Source organism: Streptomyces sp. NPDC111520, from assembly GCF_055635295.1.
Map to the genome: position 1 here is coordinate 378,552 of NZ_JBVKBW010000002.1, position 16,916 is coordinate 395,467.

Consider the following 16,916-nt stretch of genomic DNA (forward strand, 5'->3'; position numbering starts at 1 on the left):
GGGGGTCTACGCGCGGAGATAGCGTTTGCGAGGCTCATATGTTCATACTGAAACGGTCCGAGGCTGACCGGTTTCAGTCGTAGGAACCTCCAAAAGCTCCCCCCCCACGCAAGGAACCGCATGTCCCCGTCGACCACCGCCAAGGTCGTGCCCAGCTCCCCGACCCCGCCCCCGGCGGCCGCCGGCGGCGCGCTCGACCGCTACTTCCGGATCACCGAGCGGGGGTCCTCGGTCCCTCGGGAGATCCGCGGTGGTCTGGCCACCTTCTTCGCGATGGCCTACATCATCGTCCTGAACCCGATCATCCTCAGCTCGGGCGTGGACAAGTACGGTCACCACCTCGACGGCGGCCAGCTGGTCACCGCCACCGTCGTGACCGCCGCCTTCACCACCCTGCTCATGGGTGTCATCGGCAACGTCCCGATCGCGCTGGCCGCGGGCCTCGGTGTGAACAGCATCGTCGCGCTCCAGCTCGCGCCCAAGATGAGCTGGCCGGACGCGATGGGCATGGTGGTCCTGGCGGGCCTCGCGATCATGGTGCTGGTCGCCACCGGTCTGCGGGAACGGGTGATGAGCGCGGTGCCGCTCGGCCTGCGCAAGGCGATCGCCATCGGCATCGGCCTGTTCATCGTGCTGATCGGCCTGGTCGACTCCGGCTTCGTGACCCGCATCCCGGACGCCGCGCACACGACGGTGCCGCTGCAGCTGGGGATCAACGGCCACCTGACCGGCTGGCCGGTGCTGATCTTCATCCTCGGCGTGCTGCTGACCCTCGGGCTGATCGTCCGCAAGGTGCCCGGCGCCATCCTGATCAGCATCGTCGCCATGACGCTCCTCGCCCTGGTCGTGGACGCGGTGGCGAAAGTCAAGGACGCCGCATGGGGCCTCACCGTCCCGCAGTGGCCCGGCAACCCGGTCGCGAGCCCCGACTTCGGGCTGTTCGGCAAGGTGAGCCTGTTCGGCGGCTTCCAGGAGGTCGGTGTGCTCACCGGCGTCCTCTTCGTCTTCACGGTGCTGCTGAGCTGCTTCTTCGACGCGATGGGCACCATCCTCGGCGTCGCCGACGAGGCGCACCTGCTGGACTCCAAGGGCGACCTGCCCGGGATGAGCCGGGTCCTGATGGTCGACGGCGTCGCGACCGCGGCGGGCGGCTTCACCTCCTGCTCGGCCAACACCTGCTACGCGGAGTCCACCGCCGGCGCCGGCGAGGGTGCGCGCACCGGACTCGCCTCGATCGCCACCGGGCTGCTCTTCGTCGTCGCCCTGTTCTTCGCGCCGCTGGCCACGATGGTCCCGGCCCAGGCGGCCACCCCCGCGCTGGTCGCGGTGGGCTTCCTGATCATGGCGGGCAGCGTCCGGGAGATCGACTGGAGCGACGTCACGATCGCCGTCCCGGCGTTCCTGACCATGCTGCTCATGCCGTTCACCTACTCGATCACCAACGGCATCGGCATCGGGTTCATCACCTTCTGCGTGCTGCGGCTGGTGGCGGGACGCGGCCGTGAGGTGCCGCCCGCGCTGTACGCGGTGTCGGCGGTCTTCGCCTTCTACTACCTGATGCCGGCGCTGGGACTGACGTAACCGCCCGTGTAGAACTGCTCGGTCTCGTCGACGGAGGCCTTGAGCCGTTCGTCGAAGTCATCGCGGATGAGCGTCCGGACGATGTAGTCCTGGACGCTCATCCCGCGTTTCGCGGCGTGAGCCTGGAGACGGTCCAGCAGGTCCCCGTCTATGCGCATGCTGAGCACTCTCGAAGCCATGGCCCAAGGGTCCGGCGGCCCTGTCGGCGCATGCCTCCTTTTCGGGGCGGAACTCACCCGGATGGGTGACTTCCTTGACGAATGTGTTTGGACACGGCACCGTTCCGGCGGATTTTATTTAGCGTAAGTAATGAGCTAGGCTAATGATCGTGAACGAACTGTCCGAGGACGACCGCGCAGCGGTGAACACGCTGCGCGGCGCCGTGATGCGGCTCTCCCGCCGACTGCGCCACCAGCGGGTCGACGAGTCGCTGAGCCCGACGGAGATGTCCGTACTGGGCACCCTCGCGCGCTGCGGGTCCGCCACCCCCGGGGAGCTGGCCCGCAAGGAGCACGTACAGCCGCCGTCCATGACGCGGATCGTCGCCATGCTCGAGTCGAAGGGCCTGGTGCACCGGGACCCGCACCCGGACGACCGGCGCCAGGTCGTCGTCCGGCAGACCGAGCAGGCGGAGGCGATGCTCGAGGAGAGCCGGGCCCGGCGCAACGCGTTCCTGGCCGAACTCATGGCCACCCTCTCGGAGGAGGAACGCGCCGTGCTCCGCGAGGCGGCGCCCGTCCTGGACAAGCTCGCTCACGCCGACGCAAGGAAACGATGACGAGGAGGCGAGACCGGATTGAGTTCGGCAGCCGCATCTGACGCCGCACCCGAACCGAACACCCCCGAGCGGACCGGACCGGCCGGCACGGCCGACCCGGCCGACCTGCCCACCCCGGCCGGCGCCGACGCCGCCGCGGGGGCGGCGGGACCGGCCGGGCCGGGAGTGAACGGACCGAACGGACCGACCGGGGCCCCCGGCGCCGGCCGTCCCGCCGCACCGTCCGCGCCCGGTGGCATGTTCAGCTCGCTCCGCAACCGCAACTACCGGCTCTTCGCCGGCGGGGCGATCGTCTCCAACACCGGCACCTGGATGTCCCGCATCGCGCAGGACTGGCTGGTGCTCAGCCTCACCGGGTCCTCCTTCGCCGTCGGCATCACGACCGCGCTGCAGTTCCTCCCCATGCTCCTCTTCGGGCTCTACGGCGGCGTCATCGCCGACCGCTACCCCAAGCGCCGCATCCTGCTGGCCACCCAGCTCCTGATGGGCCTGCTGGGCCTCGCCCTCGCCGCGCTCACCCTCAGCGGCGCCGTGCAGGTCTGGCACGTGTACGCCATCGCCTTCGGCCTCGGCATGGTCACCGTCGTGGACAACCCGGCCCGGCAGGCGTTCGTCGTGGAGATGGTCGGCCCGGCCGACGTCCGCAACGCGGTCTCCCTGAACTCCGCCAACTTCCAGAGCGCCCGCCTCATCGGCCCCGCCGTCGCGGGCGCGCTGATCACCGCGGTCGGCAGCGGCTGGGCCTTCCTCTTCAACGGCCTGTCCTTCCTGGCGCCGCTCGCCGGACTGCTGCTCATGCGCAGCTCCGAGCTGTACGCGGTGCCCACCGCGCCGCGCGGCAAGGGCCAGCTCCGCGAGGGGCTGCGCTACGTCGCCGGGCGGCCGGAGCTGATCTGGCCCATCGTGCTGGTCGGCTTCATCGGCACCTTCGCGTACAACTTCCCGATCTGGCTCACCGCCTTCGCCGACCACGTCTTCCACGGCGACGCCGGCATGTACGGCCTGTTCAACTCCGTGCTCGCGGTCGGCTCCGTGGTCGGCGCGCTGCTGGCGGCCCGGCGCGGCAGCAGCAGGCTGCGGCTGCTGGTGGGCGCGGCGCTGGGGTTCGGTGTGCTGGAGGTCGTCGCGGCGCTGGCGCCGACGTACTGGATCTTCCTGGCGCTGATGCTGCCGATCGGCATCTTCGGCCTGACCTTCAACACCACCGCCAACGCCAGCGTGCAGCTCGCCACCGACCCCGCGATGCGGGGCCGCGTCATGAGCCTGTTCATGATGGTCTTCGTGGGCGGCACGCCGCTCGGCGGACCGCTCGTCGGCTGGATCACCGACGTCTTCGGGGCCCGTACCGGGTTCCTGGCGGGCGGCCTGGTCGCCGCGGTGGCGGCGGCGTGCGTCGGACTCGTCCTGGCCCGGTTGGGCGGGTTGCGGCTGAAGATCGACCTGCACCGGGGCAAGGACCACAAGCTGGTCGAGTTCGTCCCGCGGGAGTCGGAGTCGGTGGCCGCCTGAGCGCGGCCCCGGCCCGGGCGGCGGCTCGGCCCGCCGCCCCGCCCCGCCGGGCCGTCAGACGACGGCGACCCGGCGCTGGTTGCGGAACTGCCGCATCAGCTCGGCCCACACCAGCAGGCCGGTGACCGGGGCGGTGGCCGCGAAGAGCATGTGGACGTAGTCCTCGCCCAGGCTCGACGAGGCCCACAGGCTCCAGGCCAGCGCACCCGCCACGCCCACGGCGGTCAGGAACCACGAGGGAAGCTCACGGCGGTCGTCGACGATCGCCGCGGCCGTGCCCAGCCCGCCGCCGATGACCAGGCCCATGACAAGAACCGCGCGGGTCCAGTCCGGTGCCCCGATGACGTCCTGCAGCACGGGTTTGGCGTGCAGCTGGCGGTAGGTGATCAGCAGGCTGGCGACGTAGACGGTCACCAGCGTCCCCAGGCTGAGCGCTCTCACGAGCCGACCGAGTGTGCCCCGCTCTCCACCGGGCATGGTGTCCCCCCATTGCCGTAACTCGGCCGAAATGGCCGATTATGGCTCTACAGGATGCCGGAAACCGGATGAACGGCACAGGGGATCGGCGAAACCGGGCGGCCGGTCACCGCGCCAAGGCGCACCCGGCGCCCGGCGTCCGCCCCCGGCGTCCGCCCCCCGGCCGGCCCCGCCTCTCAGGACGCCGCCTGTTCGGCCCGGGCCTGCGCCTCCGCCTCCGTGTCGTAGCGCTCGCGGGCCTCGACGACCTCCTCGATGTTCTCCTCCGCCCACTCCTTCACGGCCGAGAACAACGTGGCCAGGCTCGCACCCAGTGGCGTGAGCGCGTAGTCCACCCGTACGGGCACCGAGGGCGTGACCGTCCGCGACACCAGGCCGTCGCGCTCCAGGGTGCGCAGGGTCTGGGTGAGCATCTTCTGGCTGACGCCCGCGATGCGGCGGCCGAGGTCGCTGTAGCGCTGCGGGCGCTCCTTGAGCGCGGAGAGGACCAGGCCGACCCACTTGTCGCTGATCCGGGAGAGCAGCAGGTTCGTCGGGCAGCCCTTCATGAACGCGTTGTAGGCCGTACGCGCCTCCTCGCGCCGCTGGGACGCGGTGGTCGTCGCCATGGTGCTGCCCTCCGGGACTCCTGGGTTCGGTACGCACTTCCAGGTACGTACTTACCCGGAGAGAGTAGCTCTCCCTAGGTTTGCGTGTGGCGGTGTCCGACCGCCGTTGTCCACAGGACGTTGTCCACAGGAACAGGGAGTCTTCGCCATGCACGCTGTCGTGATCAGGGAATTCGGCGGACCGGAGGTGCTGGAGGTCGCCGAGGTGCCGCTGCCGGAGCCCGGGCCCGGCCAGGTCCGGGTGCGGGTCGCCGCGGCCGGGGTCAACCCCGCCGACCTCGCCGTACGGGCCGGCCTGCTCGGTGCCGCGGCCCTGGTGCCCGGCGGGTTCCTCGGGCTGGGCTGGGACGTCGCCGGCACCGTCGACGCGGTCGGCGCCGGGGTCTCCGGCCCCGCGCCGGGCACCGCCGTGGTGGGCGCCGTGGGCGGGCTCGGTCCGCGGACCAAGGCGCACGCGGAGTACGTCGTGCTGGACGCGGACGCCGTCGCCGCGGCCCCCTCGTCCGTCGAACCCGTCCACGCCGCCACCCTCCCCACCAACGCCCTCACCGCCGACCAGGCGCTCGGCCTGCTCGCCGCCCGGCCCGGCGACCGCCTGCTGGTCACCGGCGCCGCGGGCGCGGTCGGGGGCTACGCCGTCCAGCTGGCCCGCCACGCGGGGCTGCGCGTCGTCGCCCTGGCCCGCCCCGCCGACCTGCCGCTGCTGCGGGACCTGGGCGCCGACGAGGCCGTGTCGTCCCTGGACGGCGTCCGGGCCGACGCCGCCCTCGACGCGGCGGGGATGGGTGCCCCGGCGGTGGCGGCGGTACGGAACGGCGGCGGTTACGTCACCGTCCGGCCCGACGCGGTGCCCGCCGCCGAGCGCGGCGTCCGCGTCGCCGCCGTCCAGGTCCGGCCGGACGGGGCCCGCCTCGCGGAGCTGGTGGCCCTGGTGGACGAGGGCGTGCTCACCACGCGGGTGGCCGACACCTACCCACTGGCGGAGGTCGCCAAGGCCCACGCCCGCCTCGCGGAGGGCGGCCTGCGGGGGAGGCTCGTGCTGGTGCCGTGACGCCTGCTCCGGCGACCGGAGGCGCTTCATCGTTTCGAGTGAATGTGCGATCGGGGCGCCCCGGGCGGGCGGCGGCTGCGTGAGAATCGGAGCTGTCGTCAGTCGCACGCACGGAGCCCCTGGAGGACCGATGAGCTCACAGCCTCACTGGACGCCTCGGGCGGCCGCGGGTTCGTACGCGCCGGACGACCCGGAAACCGCGCTCAAGTACGCGATCCGGCACCACGGGGGGGACCGGGTGCAGATCGTCGAGGGGGTCATCGAGCAAGTGGTGCCACCTACGTGGGGGCATGAGAAGGCTGCGGCCATGATCCGACGGCAGATCGACCCCGTGGTGCAGAAGATCGGCTGCCTCTCGGGCTCGGGAAACCTGGACCTCCCCGGCAGCGGCAACTGGTACGTGCCGGACCTGGCCGTCGTGCCGGAAGAGCTGGCGGAAGCCGACGCTCTGGTCCCCCACCAGACCCTGCTGGTGGTGGAGGTGACCTTGGAGTCCAACGGGGACACCGACCGGATCGTCAAACGCCGCCGCTACGCCGAGTACGGCGCCCCGCTGTACCTGCTCGTCGACCGGCAGGAACGGAGCTGCACCCTGTACGCGGAGCCGGGGGAGCTCGGCTACCGGTCGGTGGACGGCCCGCATCCCTTCGGCACGCCGCTGCGGCTGCCCGAGCCGTTCGGACTCGAGCTGGACACCGCGGAGTTCTGAGGCCCCGCGCTCGCCAGGGTCCACCGCCTCACAGCCCGTCCGCCAGCAGCTCGGCGAGGTGCCGGGCGCGCACCCCGGCGAGCTGGGCGAGCTGGGTGCGGCAGGAGAAGCCGTCCGCCAGGACGGCCGCGTCCGGGCGGGCGGCACGGACGGCGGGGAGGAGCCGGTCCTCGGCGCAGGCGACGGACACCTCGTAGTGGCCGCGTTCGAAGCCGAAGTTGCCGGCCAGACCGCAGCAGCCGGAGGCCAGGGTGCCGCTGAGCCCGGCGCGGGCGCGCAGCCTTCGCTCGGCGGCGTCGCCCAGGACGGCGTGCTGGTGGCAGTGGGTCTGGCCGGTGACGGGCCGGTCGAGGCGCGGCGGTGCCCAGCCGGGCGCCTCCTCCTCCAGCACCTGGGCGAAGGTGCGCACCGAGCCCGCCAGGGCCGCCGCCTCGTCGGTGCCCAGGAGTTCGGGCAGGTCGGTGCGGAGCGCCGCCGCGCAGCTCGGTTCCAGGACGACGACAGGATGGCCGGCGGCCACCACCGGCGCCATCCGCCGCACCGTGCGGCTCATCACCCGGCGGGCCCGGTCGAGCCGTCCGGTCGAGACCCAGGTCAGGCCGCAGCACACACGCCCAGGCGGCAGGACGACCTGCAAACCGGCCGCCTGGAGCACGCGCACCGCGGCGCGGCCGGCCTCGGGGGAGAAGCGGTCGGTGAAGGTGTCCGGCCACAGGACCACGGTCGTCCCTGTCCCTGTTCCTGTCCCGGTCCCCGTCCCCGCTCCCGGCGCCGGCCGCTCCTGCCGGCGCCACCAGCGCACGAAGGACTCCTCGGCCGGCAGCGGCAGTTCCCGCTCGGGCGCGAGGCCCGCCGCCCGCTTGGCGAGGGCGGCCAGCGGGCGCACCCGGGCCAGGGTGTTCACGGTCCCGGCGACCGGGGCGGCGGCGCGCAGCCAGGTCGGCAGCCCGCCCATCAGGTAGTGGGAGGCGGGCCGCAGCCGCCGCCGGTAGTGGTGGTGCAGGAACTCCGCCTTGTAGGTGGCCATGTCGACGCCGACCGGGCAGTCCGTGCGGCAGCCCTTGCAGGACAGGCACAGGTCGAGGGCGTCCGATACCTCCGGCGAGCGCCAGCCGCCGGTGACGACCTCGCCGGCGAGCATCTCGTGCAGCAACCGGGCCCGGCCGCGGGTGGAGTGCCGCTCCTCGCCCGTCGCCCGGTACGAGGGGCACATGACACCCGCGCCCGGCCCACCGCCCGTGTCGCGGCACTTGGCGACGCCGACGCAGCGGCGCACGGCCGCCGAGAAGTCCCCGCCGTCGTGGGGGTAGCCGAAGGCGACGTCGACCGGCCCGCGCGGCAGCACCGAGAACCGCAGGTCGGCGTCGAGGGGCCGGGGCCGTACGAGAATGCCGGGGTTGAGGCCGCCCGCCGGGTCCAGCGTGTCCTTGAACCGGCCGAAGAGGGCGACCAGTTCTTCCCCGTACATCCGCGGCAGCAGTTCCGCGCGGGCCTGCCCGTCGCCGTGCTCACCGGACAGCGAGCCGCCGTGGGCGACGACCAGGTCCGCGACCTCCTCGGAGAAGCGCCGGAAGCGGGCCACACCGGCGGCCCCGAGCAGGTCGAAGTCGATGCGCACGTGGATGCAGCCGTCGCCGAAGTGCCCGTACGGGGTGCCGTGCAGGCCGTGCTCGCCCAGCAGCGCGCGGAAGTCGCGCAGGTACGCGCCGAGCCGTGCCGGGGGCACCGCGCAGTCCTCCCAGCCCGGCCAGGCCTCCGCGCCCCCGGGGGTGCGGGTGGCCGTCCCGGCGGCCTCCTCGCGCACCCGCCACAGCGCCCGCTGCGCGACGGGGTCGGTCACGACGACCGAGTCGCCCGCGTCGGCCAGCCGTCGCAGCGCCTCCGCCTCGCCGGTGCCGGGCATCTCGACGAACAGCCACGCGCCGCCCCGGGGCAGCAGCTTGGCGGCCTCCCCGCCCACCAGGTCGGCTGCCATCCCCTCCACCGTCAGCGGGCCGTACGGCAGCAGGCCGTTCGCGGCGTCGGCGGCGGCGCCCTCGTCCGGATAGCCGAGGACGACCAGCACGCGCACCGGGGGCGCGGGCACCAGCCGGACCTCGGCCTCCGTGATGACGGCGAGCGTGCCCTCGCTGCCGGTCAGGGCGCGGGCCAGGTCCCGGCCGCGTTCGGGGAGCAGGGCGTCCAGGGCGTAGCCGGAGATGCGGCGGGGGAGCTGCTGCGGGTAGCCGGTGCGCAGCAGGGCGAGGTGGCCGTCGACCAGTTCCCGCAGGTCGGCGCGGAGCGGTCCGTCGGTGCGCAGCGCTTCGCCGCCGTAGGTCAGGCACTCCAGGGCCCGGACGTTGTCCGCCGTGGTGCCCCAGGCCACGGAGTGCGTGCCGCACGCGTTGTTGCCGATCATGCCGCCGAGGGTGCAGCGGCTGTGGGTGGACGGATCGGGGCCGAAGGTCAGCCCGTGCGCGGCGGCGGCGCGCCGCAGGTCGTCCAGGACCACCCCCGGCTGCACACGGGCCGTCAACGCCTCGGGACTGAGTGACACGATCCGGTGCATGTGCCGGGTGAAGTCGAGCACGACCCCGGTGCCCGTCGCCTGCCCCGCGATCGACGTGCCGCCGCCGCGCGGCACCACCGGCACCCCGTGCTCCCGGCACACGGCGAGCGCCGCGGCCACGTCGTCGGCGTCGTGCGGCGCGACCACGCCCACCGGGACACGACGGTAGTTGGACGCGTCCATCGTGGTCAGCGCCCTGCTCTGCGCGTCGAAGGAGACCTCGCCGCGTACGGCCCGCTCCAGGTCGCGGCGCAGTGCCTGCCGCAGATCGTCCGCCATGCCCCTCAGCCTGCCCCACCGCGGCGCATGTCTCACCGGATGGAACGGAGCCCCGTGACGGGGTCGTCACGCACTACGCTGCGAACGTGGCCGAGATCCAGATTCCCGCTGACATCAAGCCCGCCGACGGACGATTCGGTTCGGGCCCCTCCAAGGTGCGGCCCGAGGCGCTCAGCGCACTCGCCGCGACCGGCACCTCGCTGATGGGCACCTCTCACCGGCAGGCGCCGGTGAAGGACCTCGTCGGCCGGGTCCGGGACGGCGTCCGCGAGCTGTTCGCGCTGCCCGAGGGCTACGAGGTGGTGCTCGGCAACGGCGGCTCCACCGCCTTCTGGGACATCGCCACCCACGGACTGGTCGAGCGCAAGTCGCAGCACCTCAGCTTCGGCGAGTTCTCCTCCAAGTTCGCCAAGGCCGCCAAGCTGGCGCCGTGGCTGGACGAGCCGACCGTGATCTCCGCCGACCCGGGTTCCCACCCCGAGGCGGCCGCCGAGGCGGGCGTGGACGTCTACGCCTTCACCCACAACGAGACCTCGACCGGTGTCGCGATGCCGCTGCGGCGCGTCGCCGGCGCCGACGAGGGTGCCCTCGTCCTGGTCGACGCCACCTCCGGCGCGGGCGGCCTGCCGGTCGACATCGCCGAGACCGACGTCTACTACTTCGCCCCGCAGAAGTCCTTCGCCGCCGACGGCGGGCTGTGGATCGCGGTGTTCTCCCCGGCCGCGCTGGAGCGCGCCGAGCGGATCGCCGCGTCCGGCCGCCACATCCCGGCCTTCTTCGACCTGCCCACCGCGATCGACAACTCGCGGAAGAACCAGACGTACAACACCCCGGCGCTCGCCACCCTCTTCCTGCTGAACGACCAGCTGGAGTGGATCAACGGCCGGGGCGGCCTCGACTGGGCCGTCGCGCGCACCGCCGACTCCTCCTCGCGCCTGTACACCTGGGCCGAGGACTCCAAGCACGCCACCCCGTTCGTCGCCGACCCGGCCAAGCGCTCGCAGGTCGTCGGCACGATCGACTTCAGCGACGAGGTGGACGCCGCGGCGGTCGCCAAGGTGCTGCGCGCCAACGGCATCGTGGACACCGATCCCTACCGCAAGCTGGGCCGCAACCAGCTGCGCGTCGCGATGTTCCCGGCCGTCGAGCCGGCGGACGTCCAGGCCCTGACCGCCTGCGTCGACTTCGTCGTCGAGCGGCTCTGACGCCCGGCCCCGTGGGGGCCACCACCGCCGGTGGGCGGGGCGACGGCCCCGCCCACCGGCGTTCCCGCGGCGGTTCAGCGCTCCCGGCGCAGCAGCCGGCGCACCCCGATCAGCAGCGCGGCGACCGCCGCCAGGGTGACGGCGCCCAGCGTGAACTGCCGGGTCGAACCGGGCCCGTCCGCGCCGGCGCCGGCGGCGTCCGCCGATGAACTCCCCGAGGGACCGGGGGAGGAGGCGGTGTCCCGGCGGGCCGCGTCGGGCAGGTCGTCCCCGCTCAGCGGCACGCGCCAGACCTCGCTGTCCGTGCCCTCGCTGCCGTACATCAGGGCCCGGCCGTCCGGGGTGAAGGCGACGGACTCGCCCTGCCGCTGCAGCGGTACGTGCATTTGGTCGATCCGGTGCGCCGTGCCGCCGGACCAGCGGTACATCAGGGCGCCGAAGTAGCCGCGCAGCACCAGCCGGCTGCCGTCCGGGGAGAAGGCGCCGTCGGTGATCCACAGCGGGATGTCCGCGATCCGCCGGAAGACGTTGGTGCCGCTCGCGGAGAGCTTCGCCGGGCCCTCGTAGAGGCCGCCGCCGTCCTCGTTCTTGCTCGCGATGTACGCCCGTCCGGACTTCGGGTCGACCATCACCGCCTCGGCGTTGCGCGGGCCCTTGTCGTAGGTGACGGTGAACTGCGTCGCGGTCACCGTCTGGTCCGCCAGCCGCTTCGGTTCCGGGAAGCGGTAGATCCACACGTGCGGCCAGGAGCCGTCGAGGTTGTCGCCGATGTCGCCGACGTACAGGGCGCCGTCCGGCCCCATCGAGATCGCCTCGACGTCGCGCGGGCTGCCCACGCCGCGCAGGGTGACGGTGGCGACCGTCTTGCCCGTCGCGGAGTCGACGGCGTAGACGTACGGGCCGTCGTCGCTGTCGTTGTGCGTCCAGTAGACGCCCTTGTGGAGACGGCTGGCGACCAGGCCGCTCGACTCGGTGATCCGCGGGTCCGACATCGTGAAGGCCACGGACTCCCCGTCGTCGTCGGCGGCCGCCGTGCCGACCAGGGGACCCATGACGAGGACGGAGGCCGCGGCCGCGGCGAGCAGTGGGCGCATGCGCCAAGCCTGCCAGGTGCACGACGGCTCAGGCGAAGTCGAGGCCTCCGGTGCGGCTGCGCTTCAGCTCGAAGAAGGCCGGGTGGCCGGCCAGCGCCCGCACCCCGTCGAAGAGCCGTGCCGCCTCCTCGCCGCGCGGGATCGAGGTGAGGACGGGGCCGAAGAAGGCGGCCCCGTCGATGTGCAGGGTGGGGGTGCCGACCTCCTCGCCGACCGGGTCCATGCCCTCGTGGTGGCTCCTGCGCAGCTCCTCGTCGTACGCGGTGCCGCCCGCGGCCTCCGCCAGTCCCGGCGGCAGGCCCGCCTCCGCCAGCGCCTCGCGCAGCACCTCGTCGGAGACCGGGCGGTCCTGCACGTGCAGCCGGGTGCCGAGCGCCGTGTACAACTCCCGCAGCACGTGCTCCCCGTGGTGCCGCGCGGCGGCGACGCAGACCCGCACCGGGCCCCAGCCGGTGCTCAGCAGTCGCTCGTAGCGCTCGGGCAGGCCCTCGCGGCCCTCGTTGAGCACGGACAGGCTCATCACCCGGAAGCGCAGGCGCAGTTCGCGTTCCCGCTCCACCTCCAGGATCCAGCGGGAGGTGATCCAGGCGAAGGGGCAGACGGGGTCGAAGTAGAAGTCCACGGAGTGCGTCATGCGCGTCACCCTAGGAACGGAACGGCCCGTTCAGCAGGGCCACTCAGGGGCGCCCGCGGTGGGCCAATCGCGGAGGCGGCCAGTGCGCGCCGGCCCCCGGTCGTGACGGGCGTGACATCGCCGGGCCCGAGGTCAGGGCCGTGCGGACGGGGCCGTGGGCCCTAAGATCCCCTCCATGTCCAGCGCACCTTCCGGCCCCGGTGACGGGCCCCGCAGCACGCCGGGACGCGGCACGCCCGGGCGCAGCCCGTCCCGGCGCCGTACGGCGTGGATGTTCGTCGGCGACTCCATGACCGTCGGCAGCGCCGGGGAGCACACCTGGCGCTACCGCATGTGGCAGCACCTGCGGGCGCAGGGCACGGAGGGCGCGGACTTCGCGATCGTCGGCCCGCGGACCGCGCTGTACGACCCCGCCGCCGACGCGGCCGTGTCGCAGCGCTACGCCGACCCGGCCTTCCCGCCGTCCGCGCGCCGCCACCTCGCGGGCTGGGGCGAGGGCTGGCTGCACATGGCGCCGCTGATCGAGGGCGCCGTACGGGAGCACCGCCCCGACGTGCTGCTGGTCTCGCTCGGGCTGATCGACCTCGGCTTCTACACCAACCCCGAGCAGACCGAGGCCAACGCAAGGGAGTTCGTCGTGCGGGCGCGGGCCGCCAACCCCCTGGTCGCCGCGGTGCTGCTGCCCGTCATACCCAACTCGCGCTGCGACCAGGACCCCGGATTCGGCGCGCAGTGCGAGGAGTTCAACACCCGCCTGGCCAAGGCGGTCGCCGACCTGGACACCCCGGTCTCGCCGCTGCTGCTGGCCTCCCGCCCGGCCGGGTACGACATCGCCCGCGACACCTACGACGGCACCCACCCCAACGCCTCCGGGGAGCACCGGATCGCGGCGGCGTTCGCCGACGCCGCGCACCAGGCGTGGGGCCTCGGCGCGCCCTACCGACGCACCCTCAACTCCCCTTGATTCGAGCGCACTCCAACGGCTTGGCTTGTGCCCCATGGAGTACACACAGCTCGGACGCACCGGACTCAGGGTCAGCCGGCTCGTTCTGGGAACGATGAACTTCGGCCCGCAGACGGACGAGGCCGACAGCCACGCCATCATGGACGCCGCGCACGACGCGGGCGTCAACTTCTTCGACACGGCCAACGTCTACGGCTGGGGCGAGAACAAGGGCCGCACCGAGGAGATCATCGGAAGCTGGTTCGCCAAGGGCGGCGGCCGCCGCGACAGGACCGTCCTGGCGACCAAGGTCTACGGCAACATGGGCACCGACGGCGCCCCCTGGCCGAACGACGACAAGCTCTCCGCGCTCAACATCCGCCGCGCCGCCGAGGCCAGCCTGAAGCGCCTGGGCACCGACCACATCGACGTCTACCAGTTCCACCACATCGACCGCGCGACGCCGTGGGAGGAGATCTGGCAGGCGATCGACGTCCTGGTGCAGCAGGGCAAGGTGCTCTACGCCGGGTCGTCCAACTTCTCCGGCTGGGGCATCGCCCAGGCCAACGAGGCCGCCGCGCGGCGCCACTCGCTCGGCCTGGTCAGCGAGCAGTGCCTGTACAACCTGGTCGAGCGCCGTGCCGAGATGGAGGTCATCCCGGCCGCGCAGGAGTACGGCCTGGGCGTCATCCCCTGGTCGCCGCTCCACGGCGGCCTGCTGGGCGGCGCGCTGCGCAAGGAGCGCGAGGGCGGCGGCTCCCGCTCCACCTCCGGCCGCAGCGCCGACTCCCTGAAGGACGCCGTGCTGCGCGAGCAGGTGCAGCGGTACGAGGACGCGGTCGACAAGGCCGGCCTGCAGCCCGGTGACGTCGCCCTGGCCTGGCTGCTGGGCCGCCCCGGCATCACCGGCCCGATCGTCGGCCCGCGCACCCGCGAGCAGCTGGACTCCGCGCTGCGGGCCGTCGAGCTGGAGCTGCCGGCGGAGCTGTCGGCCGAGCTGGACGAGATCTTCCCGGGCCCGGGCCCGTCCCCGGAGGCCTTCGCCTGGTAGGGCTCCACGGCCCCCGCCCCCGTCGTGCGCCCGGTCGCAGATTCACCCGTTCGGGCGCACGATGAGGGTATGACCACAGCCAAGGAGATCATGCACCCCGGCGCCCGTGCGATACCGGCGACCGAGACTCTCGACCGGGCCGCGCAGCTGATGCGCGAGCTCAACGTCGGCGCGCTGCCGGTCCACGACGTGAACGACCGGATGTGCGGCATCATCACCGACCGGGACATCGTCACCAAGTGCATCGCCGCCGGTCACGACCCCTCCAAGGTGACCTGCGGCGACCTGTGCGAGGGCACCCCCCGGTGGATCGACGCCGACGCCGACGTGTCCGACGTCCTGACCGAGATGGAGTCGCACCGCATCAAGCGGCTCCCGGTCGTCGAGGACAAGAAGCTGATCGGCATCATCACCGAGGCCGACCTGGCCCGCCACCTCACCGACGAACAGGTCGCGGAATTCGTCGAGAGGGTCTACGCCGGCGCCTGACCCGGCCGGTCCTCCCGGCCTCCCGGCGCCCCGACGGCTAGCCGCGCACGAGCGTGCCGACGATCACCACGACCACCAGCAGGGCGAGGGCGGCGGTCATTACTCGGGTACGGGTCTTCGGATCCACGCATCGAGGTTAACGGGGCGGCCTCACTGCCCCAGCGGGCAGGTCCGCACCGTCTCGTAGCGGGGCTGCGCCCCCGGCACCCCGGGCACGGGCGGATGGCTCCGCACCAGGGAGAACGCCGCCGCCGTCCACGGCGTCCCGGCGAACCGCCCGAGGGCGTCCGTGAAGGGCCGCAGGCCCACCCTGGTGCGCCCGGCGCGCTGCCGGGCGAGGGTCAGGTGCGCGTGGAAGCGGCCGTGCTCGTCCTCGTGGTGGACGCCCGCCCGCCGGGCGGCGGCCTGCGCGGCCGCGGCGGGGCGTGCCAGGTCGTCCCCGACCAGCCCGGCCCACAGCGTGCGGTCGCCGAAGCGGCCCCCGCCGGTCAGTGAGATCCGGCAGACCGGATGGCGTCGCGCGGCCCTCTCCAGCCGCTCGACCAGGTTCGGCAGCAGGCCCTCGTCCACCTCGCCCAGGAACGCCAGCGTCACGTGCCAGCCGGCACGTTCCGTCCAGCGCAGCCCCTCCGCGCCCGGCAGGGCGCGGAGCGCGTCCACGGCGCCCCCCAGTTCGGCGAGGGCGGCCCCGGGGGGCACGACGGCCACGAACAGCCTCATGCCCCCAGGGTGCACCGGGCAGGGCCTAGCGTGCGATGTCCGCGTAGCCCTCGACCTCGCGCGGGTCCCGGGAGCCCGGGCCGACGTAGCGGGCCGAGGGGCGTACCAGGCGGCCGGTGCGCTTCTGCTCCAGGATGTGCGCCGACCAGCCGGCGGTGCGGGCGCAGCTGAACATCGAGGTGAACATGTGGGCCGGGACCTCGGCGAAGTCAAGGATGATCGCGGCCCAGAACTCCACGTTGGTCGCCAGGACGCGGTCCGGGCGACGGGAGTGCAGCTCATCCAGGGCGGCCTTCTCCAGCGCCTCCGCGATCTCGAAGCGGGGGGCGCCCAGCTCCCTGGCCGTACGGCGCAGCACCCGCGCCCGCGGGTCCTCCGCCCGGTAGACCCGGTGGCCGAAGCCCATCAGGCGCTCGCCCTTGTCGAGGGCCTGCTTCACGTACGCCTCGGCGTCGCCGGTCCGCTCGATCTCCTCGATCATGCCCAGCACGCGGGAGGGCGCGCCGCCGTGCAGCGGGCCCGACATGGCGCCGACCGCGCCGGACAGCGCCGCCGCGACGTCGGCGCCCGTGGAGGCGATCACCCGGGCGGTGAAGGTCGAGGCGTTCATGCCGTGCTCGGCGGCGGAGGTCCAGTAGGCGTCCACGGCCTTGACGTGCTTGGGGTCGGGCTCGCCGCGCCAGCGGATCATGAAGCGCTCGACGACCGTCTCCGCCTTGTCGATCTCGCTCTGCGGCACCATGGGCAGCCCCTGGCCGCGCGCCGACTGCGCCACGTACGACAGCGCCATGACGGCCGCGCGGGCGAGGTCCTCGCGGGCCTGCTCGGCGTCGATGTCCAGCAGCGGCTTCAGTCCCCACACCGGGGCGAGCATGGCCAGCGCCGACTGGACGTCGACGCGGATGTCACCGGAGTGGACGGGGATCGGGAAGGGCTCGGCGGGCGGCAGGCCGGGGTTGAACGCACCGTCGACCAGCAGGCCCCACACGTTCCCGAAGGAGACGTGGCCCACCAGGTCCTCGATGTCCACCCCGCGGTAGCGCAGGGCGCCGCCCTCCTTGTCGGGTTCGGCGATCTCCGTCTCGAAGGCGACGACTCCCTCGAGTCCGGGTACGAAGTCGGACATCAGGCGGCTCCTCTTGATGCGGTCGACGATCCGGTGGTGCTTGTGGCACGCGGGGTGGTGCACGGGGGTCGGCACTCGGTGCCCCGTACGACATCCCCCGATGTCGAGAGGGCA

Annotated in this window: 17 protein-coding genes; 9 read left to right on the top strand and 8 right to left on the bottom strand. The window is 73.3% G+C overall.

Annotated features, from left to right (window positions below; genetic code table 11):
* The first annotated feature begins 120 nt into the window (after positions 1-120).
* Complete coding sequence (locus ACZ7MY_RS05785) at positions 121-1,581, top strand: NCS2 family permease (RefSeq protein ID WP_499599873.1); 1,461 nt, start codon at positions 121-123, stop codon at positions 1,579-1,581.
* Here ACZ7MY_RS05785 and ACZ7MY_RS05790 read toward each other — a convergent pair.
* Positions 1,551-1,760 carry a ribbon-helix-helix protein, CopG family gene (locus tag ACZ7MY_RS05790; protein WP_499599874.1) on the bottom strand — a complete coding sequence of 70 codons (210 nt, stop codon included), beginning with the start codon at positions 1,758-1,760 and terminating at the stop codon, positions 1,551-1,553. The two genes, ACZ7MY_RS05785 and ACZ7MY_RS05790, sit on opposite strands and share 31 nt — an antisense overlap.
* Before the next feature lie 143 nt (positions 1,761-1,903).
* On the opposite strand from ACZ7MY_RS05790, the gene ACZ7MY_RS05795 reads away from it, so the two are divergent.
* Both ACZ7MY_RS05795 and ACZ7MY_RS05800 read left to right on the top strand, forming a co-directional pair.
* The gene (locus ACZ7MY_RS05795; RefSeq protein WP_499599876.1) at positions 1,904-2,359 is read left to right on the top strand and encodes a MarR family winged helix-turn-helix transcriptional regulator; all 456 of its coding nucleotides are present in this window, start codon (positions 1,904-1,906) and stop codon (positions 2,357-2,359) included.
* An 18-nt stretch (positions 2,360-2,377) separates the two neighbouring features.
* Entirely contained in the window at positions 2,378-3,868 is a 1,491-nt protein-coding gene (locus ACZ7MY_RS05800) for an MFS transporter (RefSeq protein WP_499599877.1), read from the top strand.
* 54 nt (positions 3,869-3,922) lie between these two features.
* Here ACZ7MY_RS05800 and ACZ7MY_RS05805 read toward each other — a convergent pair whose 3' ends face one another.
* Positions 3,923-4,309: a hypothetical protein gene (locus tag ACZ7MY_RS05805; protein WP_499599879.1), complete on the bottom strand. Its 387-nt coding sequence runs from the start codon at positions 4,307-4,309 to the stop codon at positions 3,923-3,925.
* A 212-nt stretch (positions 4,310-4,521) separates the two neighbouring features.
* Positions 4,522-4,953 carry a winged helix-turn-helix transcriptional regulator gene (locus ACZ7MY_RS05810; RefSeq protein ID WP_499599881.1) on the bottom strand — a complete coding sequence of 144 codons (432 nt, stop codon included), beginning with the start codon at positions 4,951-4,953 and terminating at the stop codon, positions 4,522-4,524.
* A 148-nt stretch (positions 4,954-5,101) separates the two neighbouring features.
* On the opposite strand from ACZ7MY_RS05810, the gene ACZ7MY_RS05815 reads away from it, so the two are divergent.
* Both ACZ7MY_RS05815 and ACZ7MY_RS05820 read left to right on the top strand, forming a co-directional pair.
* On the top strand, positions 5,102-6,004 hold the full coding sequence (locus ACZ7MY_RS05815; protein ID WP_499599883.1) for an NADP-dependent oxidoreductase: 903 nt from the start codon (positions 5,102-5,104) through the stop codon (positions 6,002-6,004).
* A 130-nt stretch (positions 6,005-6,134) separates the two neighbouring features.
* Positions 6,135-6,713 (top strand): Uma2 family endonuclease, encoded by a 579-nt coding sequence (locus ACZ7MY_RS05820; RefSeq protein ID WP_499599885.1) that lies wholly within the window; start codon positions 6,135-6,137, stop codon positions 6,711-6,713.
* Between the two features lie 28 nt (positions 6,714-6,741).
* On the opposite strand, the gene ACZ7MY_RS05825 is transcribed toward ACZ7MY_RS05820, so the two are convergent.
* Positions 6,742-9,540 carry an FAD-binding and (Fe-S)-binding domain-containing protein gene (locus ACZ7MY_RS05825; protein WP_499599887.1) on the bottom strand — a complete coding sequence of 933 codons (2,799 nt, stop codon included), beginning with the start codon at positions 9,538-9,540 and terminating at the stop codon, positions 6,742-6,744.
* An 86-nt stretch (positions 9,541-9,626) separates the two neighbouring features.
* Here ACZ7MY_RS05825 and serC point away from each other — a divergent pair, with 86 nt between their 5' ends.
* On the top strand, positions 9,627-10,745 hold the full coding sequence (gene serC / locus ACZ7MY_RS05830; RefSeq protein WP_499599888.1) for a phosphoserine transaminase: 1,119 nt from the start codon (positions 9,627-9,629) through the stop codon (positions 10,743-10,745).
* 74 nt (positions 10,746-10,819) lie between these two features.
* Here serC and ACZ7MY_RS05835 read toward each other — a convergent pair whose 3' ends face one another.
* Both ACZ7MY_RS05835 and ACZ7MY_RS05840 read right to left on the bottom strand, forming a co-directional pair.
* Entirely contained in the window at positions 10,820-11,839 is a 1,020-nt protein-coding gene (locus ACZ7MY_RS05835) for a hypothetical protein (protein ID WP_499599890.1), read from the bottom strand.
* 28 nt (positions 11,840-11,867) lie between these two features.
* Entirely contained in the window at positions 11,868-12,473 is a 606-nt protein-coding gene (locus tag ACZ7MY_RS05840) for a mycothiol-dependent nitroreductase Rv2466c family protein (RefSeq protein ID WP_499599891.1), read from the bottom strand.
* Between the two features lie 271 nt (positions 12,474-12,744).
* Here ACZ7MY_RS05840 and ACZ7MY_RS05845 point away from each other — a divergent pair, with 271 nt between their 5' ends.
* The 3 genes from ACZ7MY_RS05845 (at position 12,745) to ACZ7MY_RS05855 (ending at position 14,956) form a co-directional block, all read left to right on the top strand.
* Complete coding sequence (locus ACZ7MY_RS05845; RefSeq protein WP_499600275.1) at positions 12,745-13,437, top strand: GDSL-type esterase/lipase family protein; 693 nt, start codon at positions 12,745-12,747, stop codon at positions 13,435-13,437.
* 34 nt (positions 13,438-13,471) lie between these two features.
* Positions 13,472-14,467 (top strand): aldo/keto reductase, encoded by a 996-nt coding sequence (locus ACZ7MY_RS05850; protein ID WP_499599892.1) that lies wholly within the window; start codon positions 13,472-13,474, stop codon positions 14,465-14,467.
* Between the two features lie 69 nt (positions 14,468-14,536).
* On the top strand, positions 14,537-14,956 hold the full coding sequence (locus ACZ7MY_RS05855) for a CBS domain-containing protein (RefSeq protein ID WP_499599893.1): 420 nt from the start codon (positions 14,537-14,539) through the stop codon (positions 14,954-14,956).
* 150 nt (positions 14,957-15,106) lie between these two features.
* Here ACZ7MY_RS05855 and thpR read toward each other — a convergent pair whose 3' ends face one another.
* Together thpR and ACZ7MY_RS05865 are read right to left on the bottom strand one after the other, a co-directional pair.
* On the bottom strand, positions 15,107-15,676 hold the full coding sequence (gene thpR, locus ACZ7MY_RS05860; RefSeq protein ID WP_499599894.1) for an RNA 2',3'-cyclic phosphodiesterase: 570 nt from the start codon (positions 15,674-15,676) through the stop codon (positions 15,107-15,109).
* A gap of 25 nt (positions 15,677-15,701) precedes the next feature.
* The gene (locus tag ACZ7MY_RS05865) at positions 15,702-16,802 is read right to left on the bottom strand and encodes a citrate synthase 2 (protein ID WP_499599896.1); all 1,101 of its coding nucleotides are present in this window, start codon (positions 16,800-16,802) and stop codon (positions 15,702-15,704) included.
* Between the last annotated feature and the right edge of the window lie 114 nt (positions 16,803-16,916).

Coding starts and splice junctions, on each gene's coding strand:
- ACZ7MY_RS05840 (WP_499599891.1), bottom strand. CDS start 12,473: ATGACGCACTCCGTGGACTTCTACTTCGACCCCGTCTGCCCCTTCGCC.
- ACZ7MY_RS05850 (WP_499599892.1), top strand. CDS start 13,472: ATGGAGTACACACAGCTCGGACGCACCGGACTCAGGGTCAGCCGGCTC.
- ACZ7MY_RS05845 (WP_499600275.1), top strand. CDS start 12,745: ATGTTCGTCGGCGACTCCATGACCGTCGGCAGCGCCGGGGAGCACACC.
- ACZ7MY_RS05810 (WP_499599881.1), bottom strand. CDS start 4,953: ATGGCGACGACCACCGCGTCCCAGCGGCGCGAGGAGGCGCGTACGGCC.
- ACZ7MY_RS05825 (WP_499599887.1), bottom strand. CDS start 9,540: ATGGCGGACGATCTGCGGCAGGCACTGCGCCGCGACCTGGAGCGGGCC.
- ACZ7MY_RS05820 (WP_499599885.1), top strand. CDS start 6,135: ATGAGCTCACAGCCTCACTGGACGCCTCGGGCGGCCGCGGGTTCGTAC.
- ACZ7MY_RS05855 (WP_499599893.1), top strand. CDS start 14,537: ATGACCACAGCCAAGGAGATCATGCACCCCGGCGCCCGTGCGATACCG.
- ACZ7MY_RS05835 (WP_499599890.1), bottom strand. CDS start 11,839: ATGCGCCCACTGCTCGCCGCGGCCGCGGCCTCCGTCCTCGTCATGGGT.
- ACZ7MY_RS05790 (WP_499599874.1), bottom strand. CDS start 1,760: ATGGCTTCGAGAGTGCTCAGCATGCGCATAGACGGGGACCTGCTGGAC.
- ACZ7MY_RS05815 (WP_499599883.1), top strand. CDS start 5,102: ATGCACGCTGTCGTGATCAGGGAATTCGGCGGACCGGAGGTGCTGGAG.
- ACZ7MY_RS05795 (WP_499599876.1), top strand. CDS start 1,904: ATGATCGTGAACGAACTGTCCGAGGACGACCGCGCAGCGGTGAACACG.
- ACZ7MY_RS05865 (WP_499599896.1), bottom strand. CDS start 16,802: ATGTCCGACTTCGTACCCGGACTCGAGGGAGTCGTCGCCTTCGAGACG.
- thpR (WP_499599894.1), bottom strand. CDS start 15,676: ATGAGGCTGTTCGTGGCCGTCGTGCCCCCCGGGGCCGCCCTCGCCGAA.
- ACZ7MY_RS05785 (WP_499599873.1), top strand. CDS start 121: ATGTCCCCGTCGACCACCGCCAAGGTCGTGCCCAGCTCCCCGACCCCG.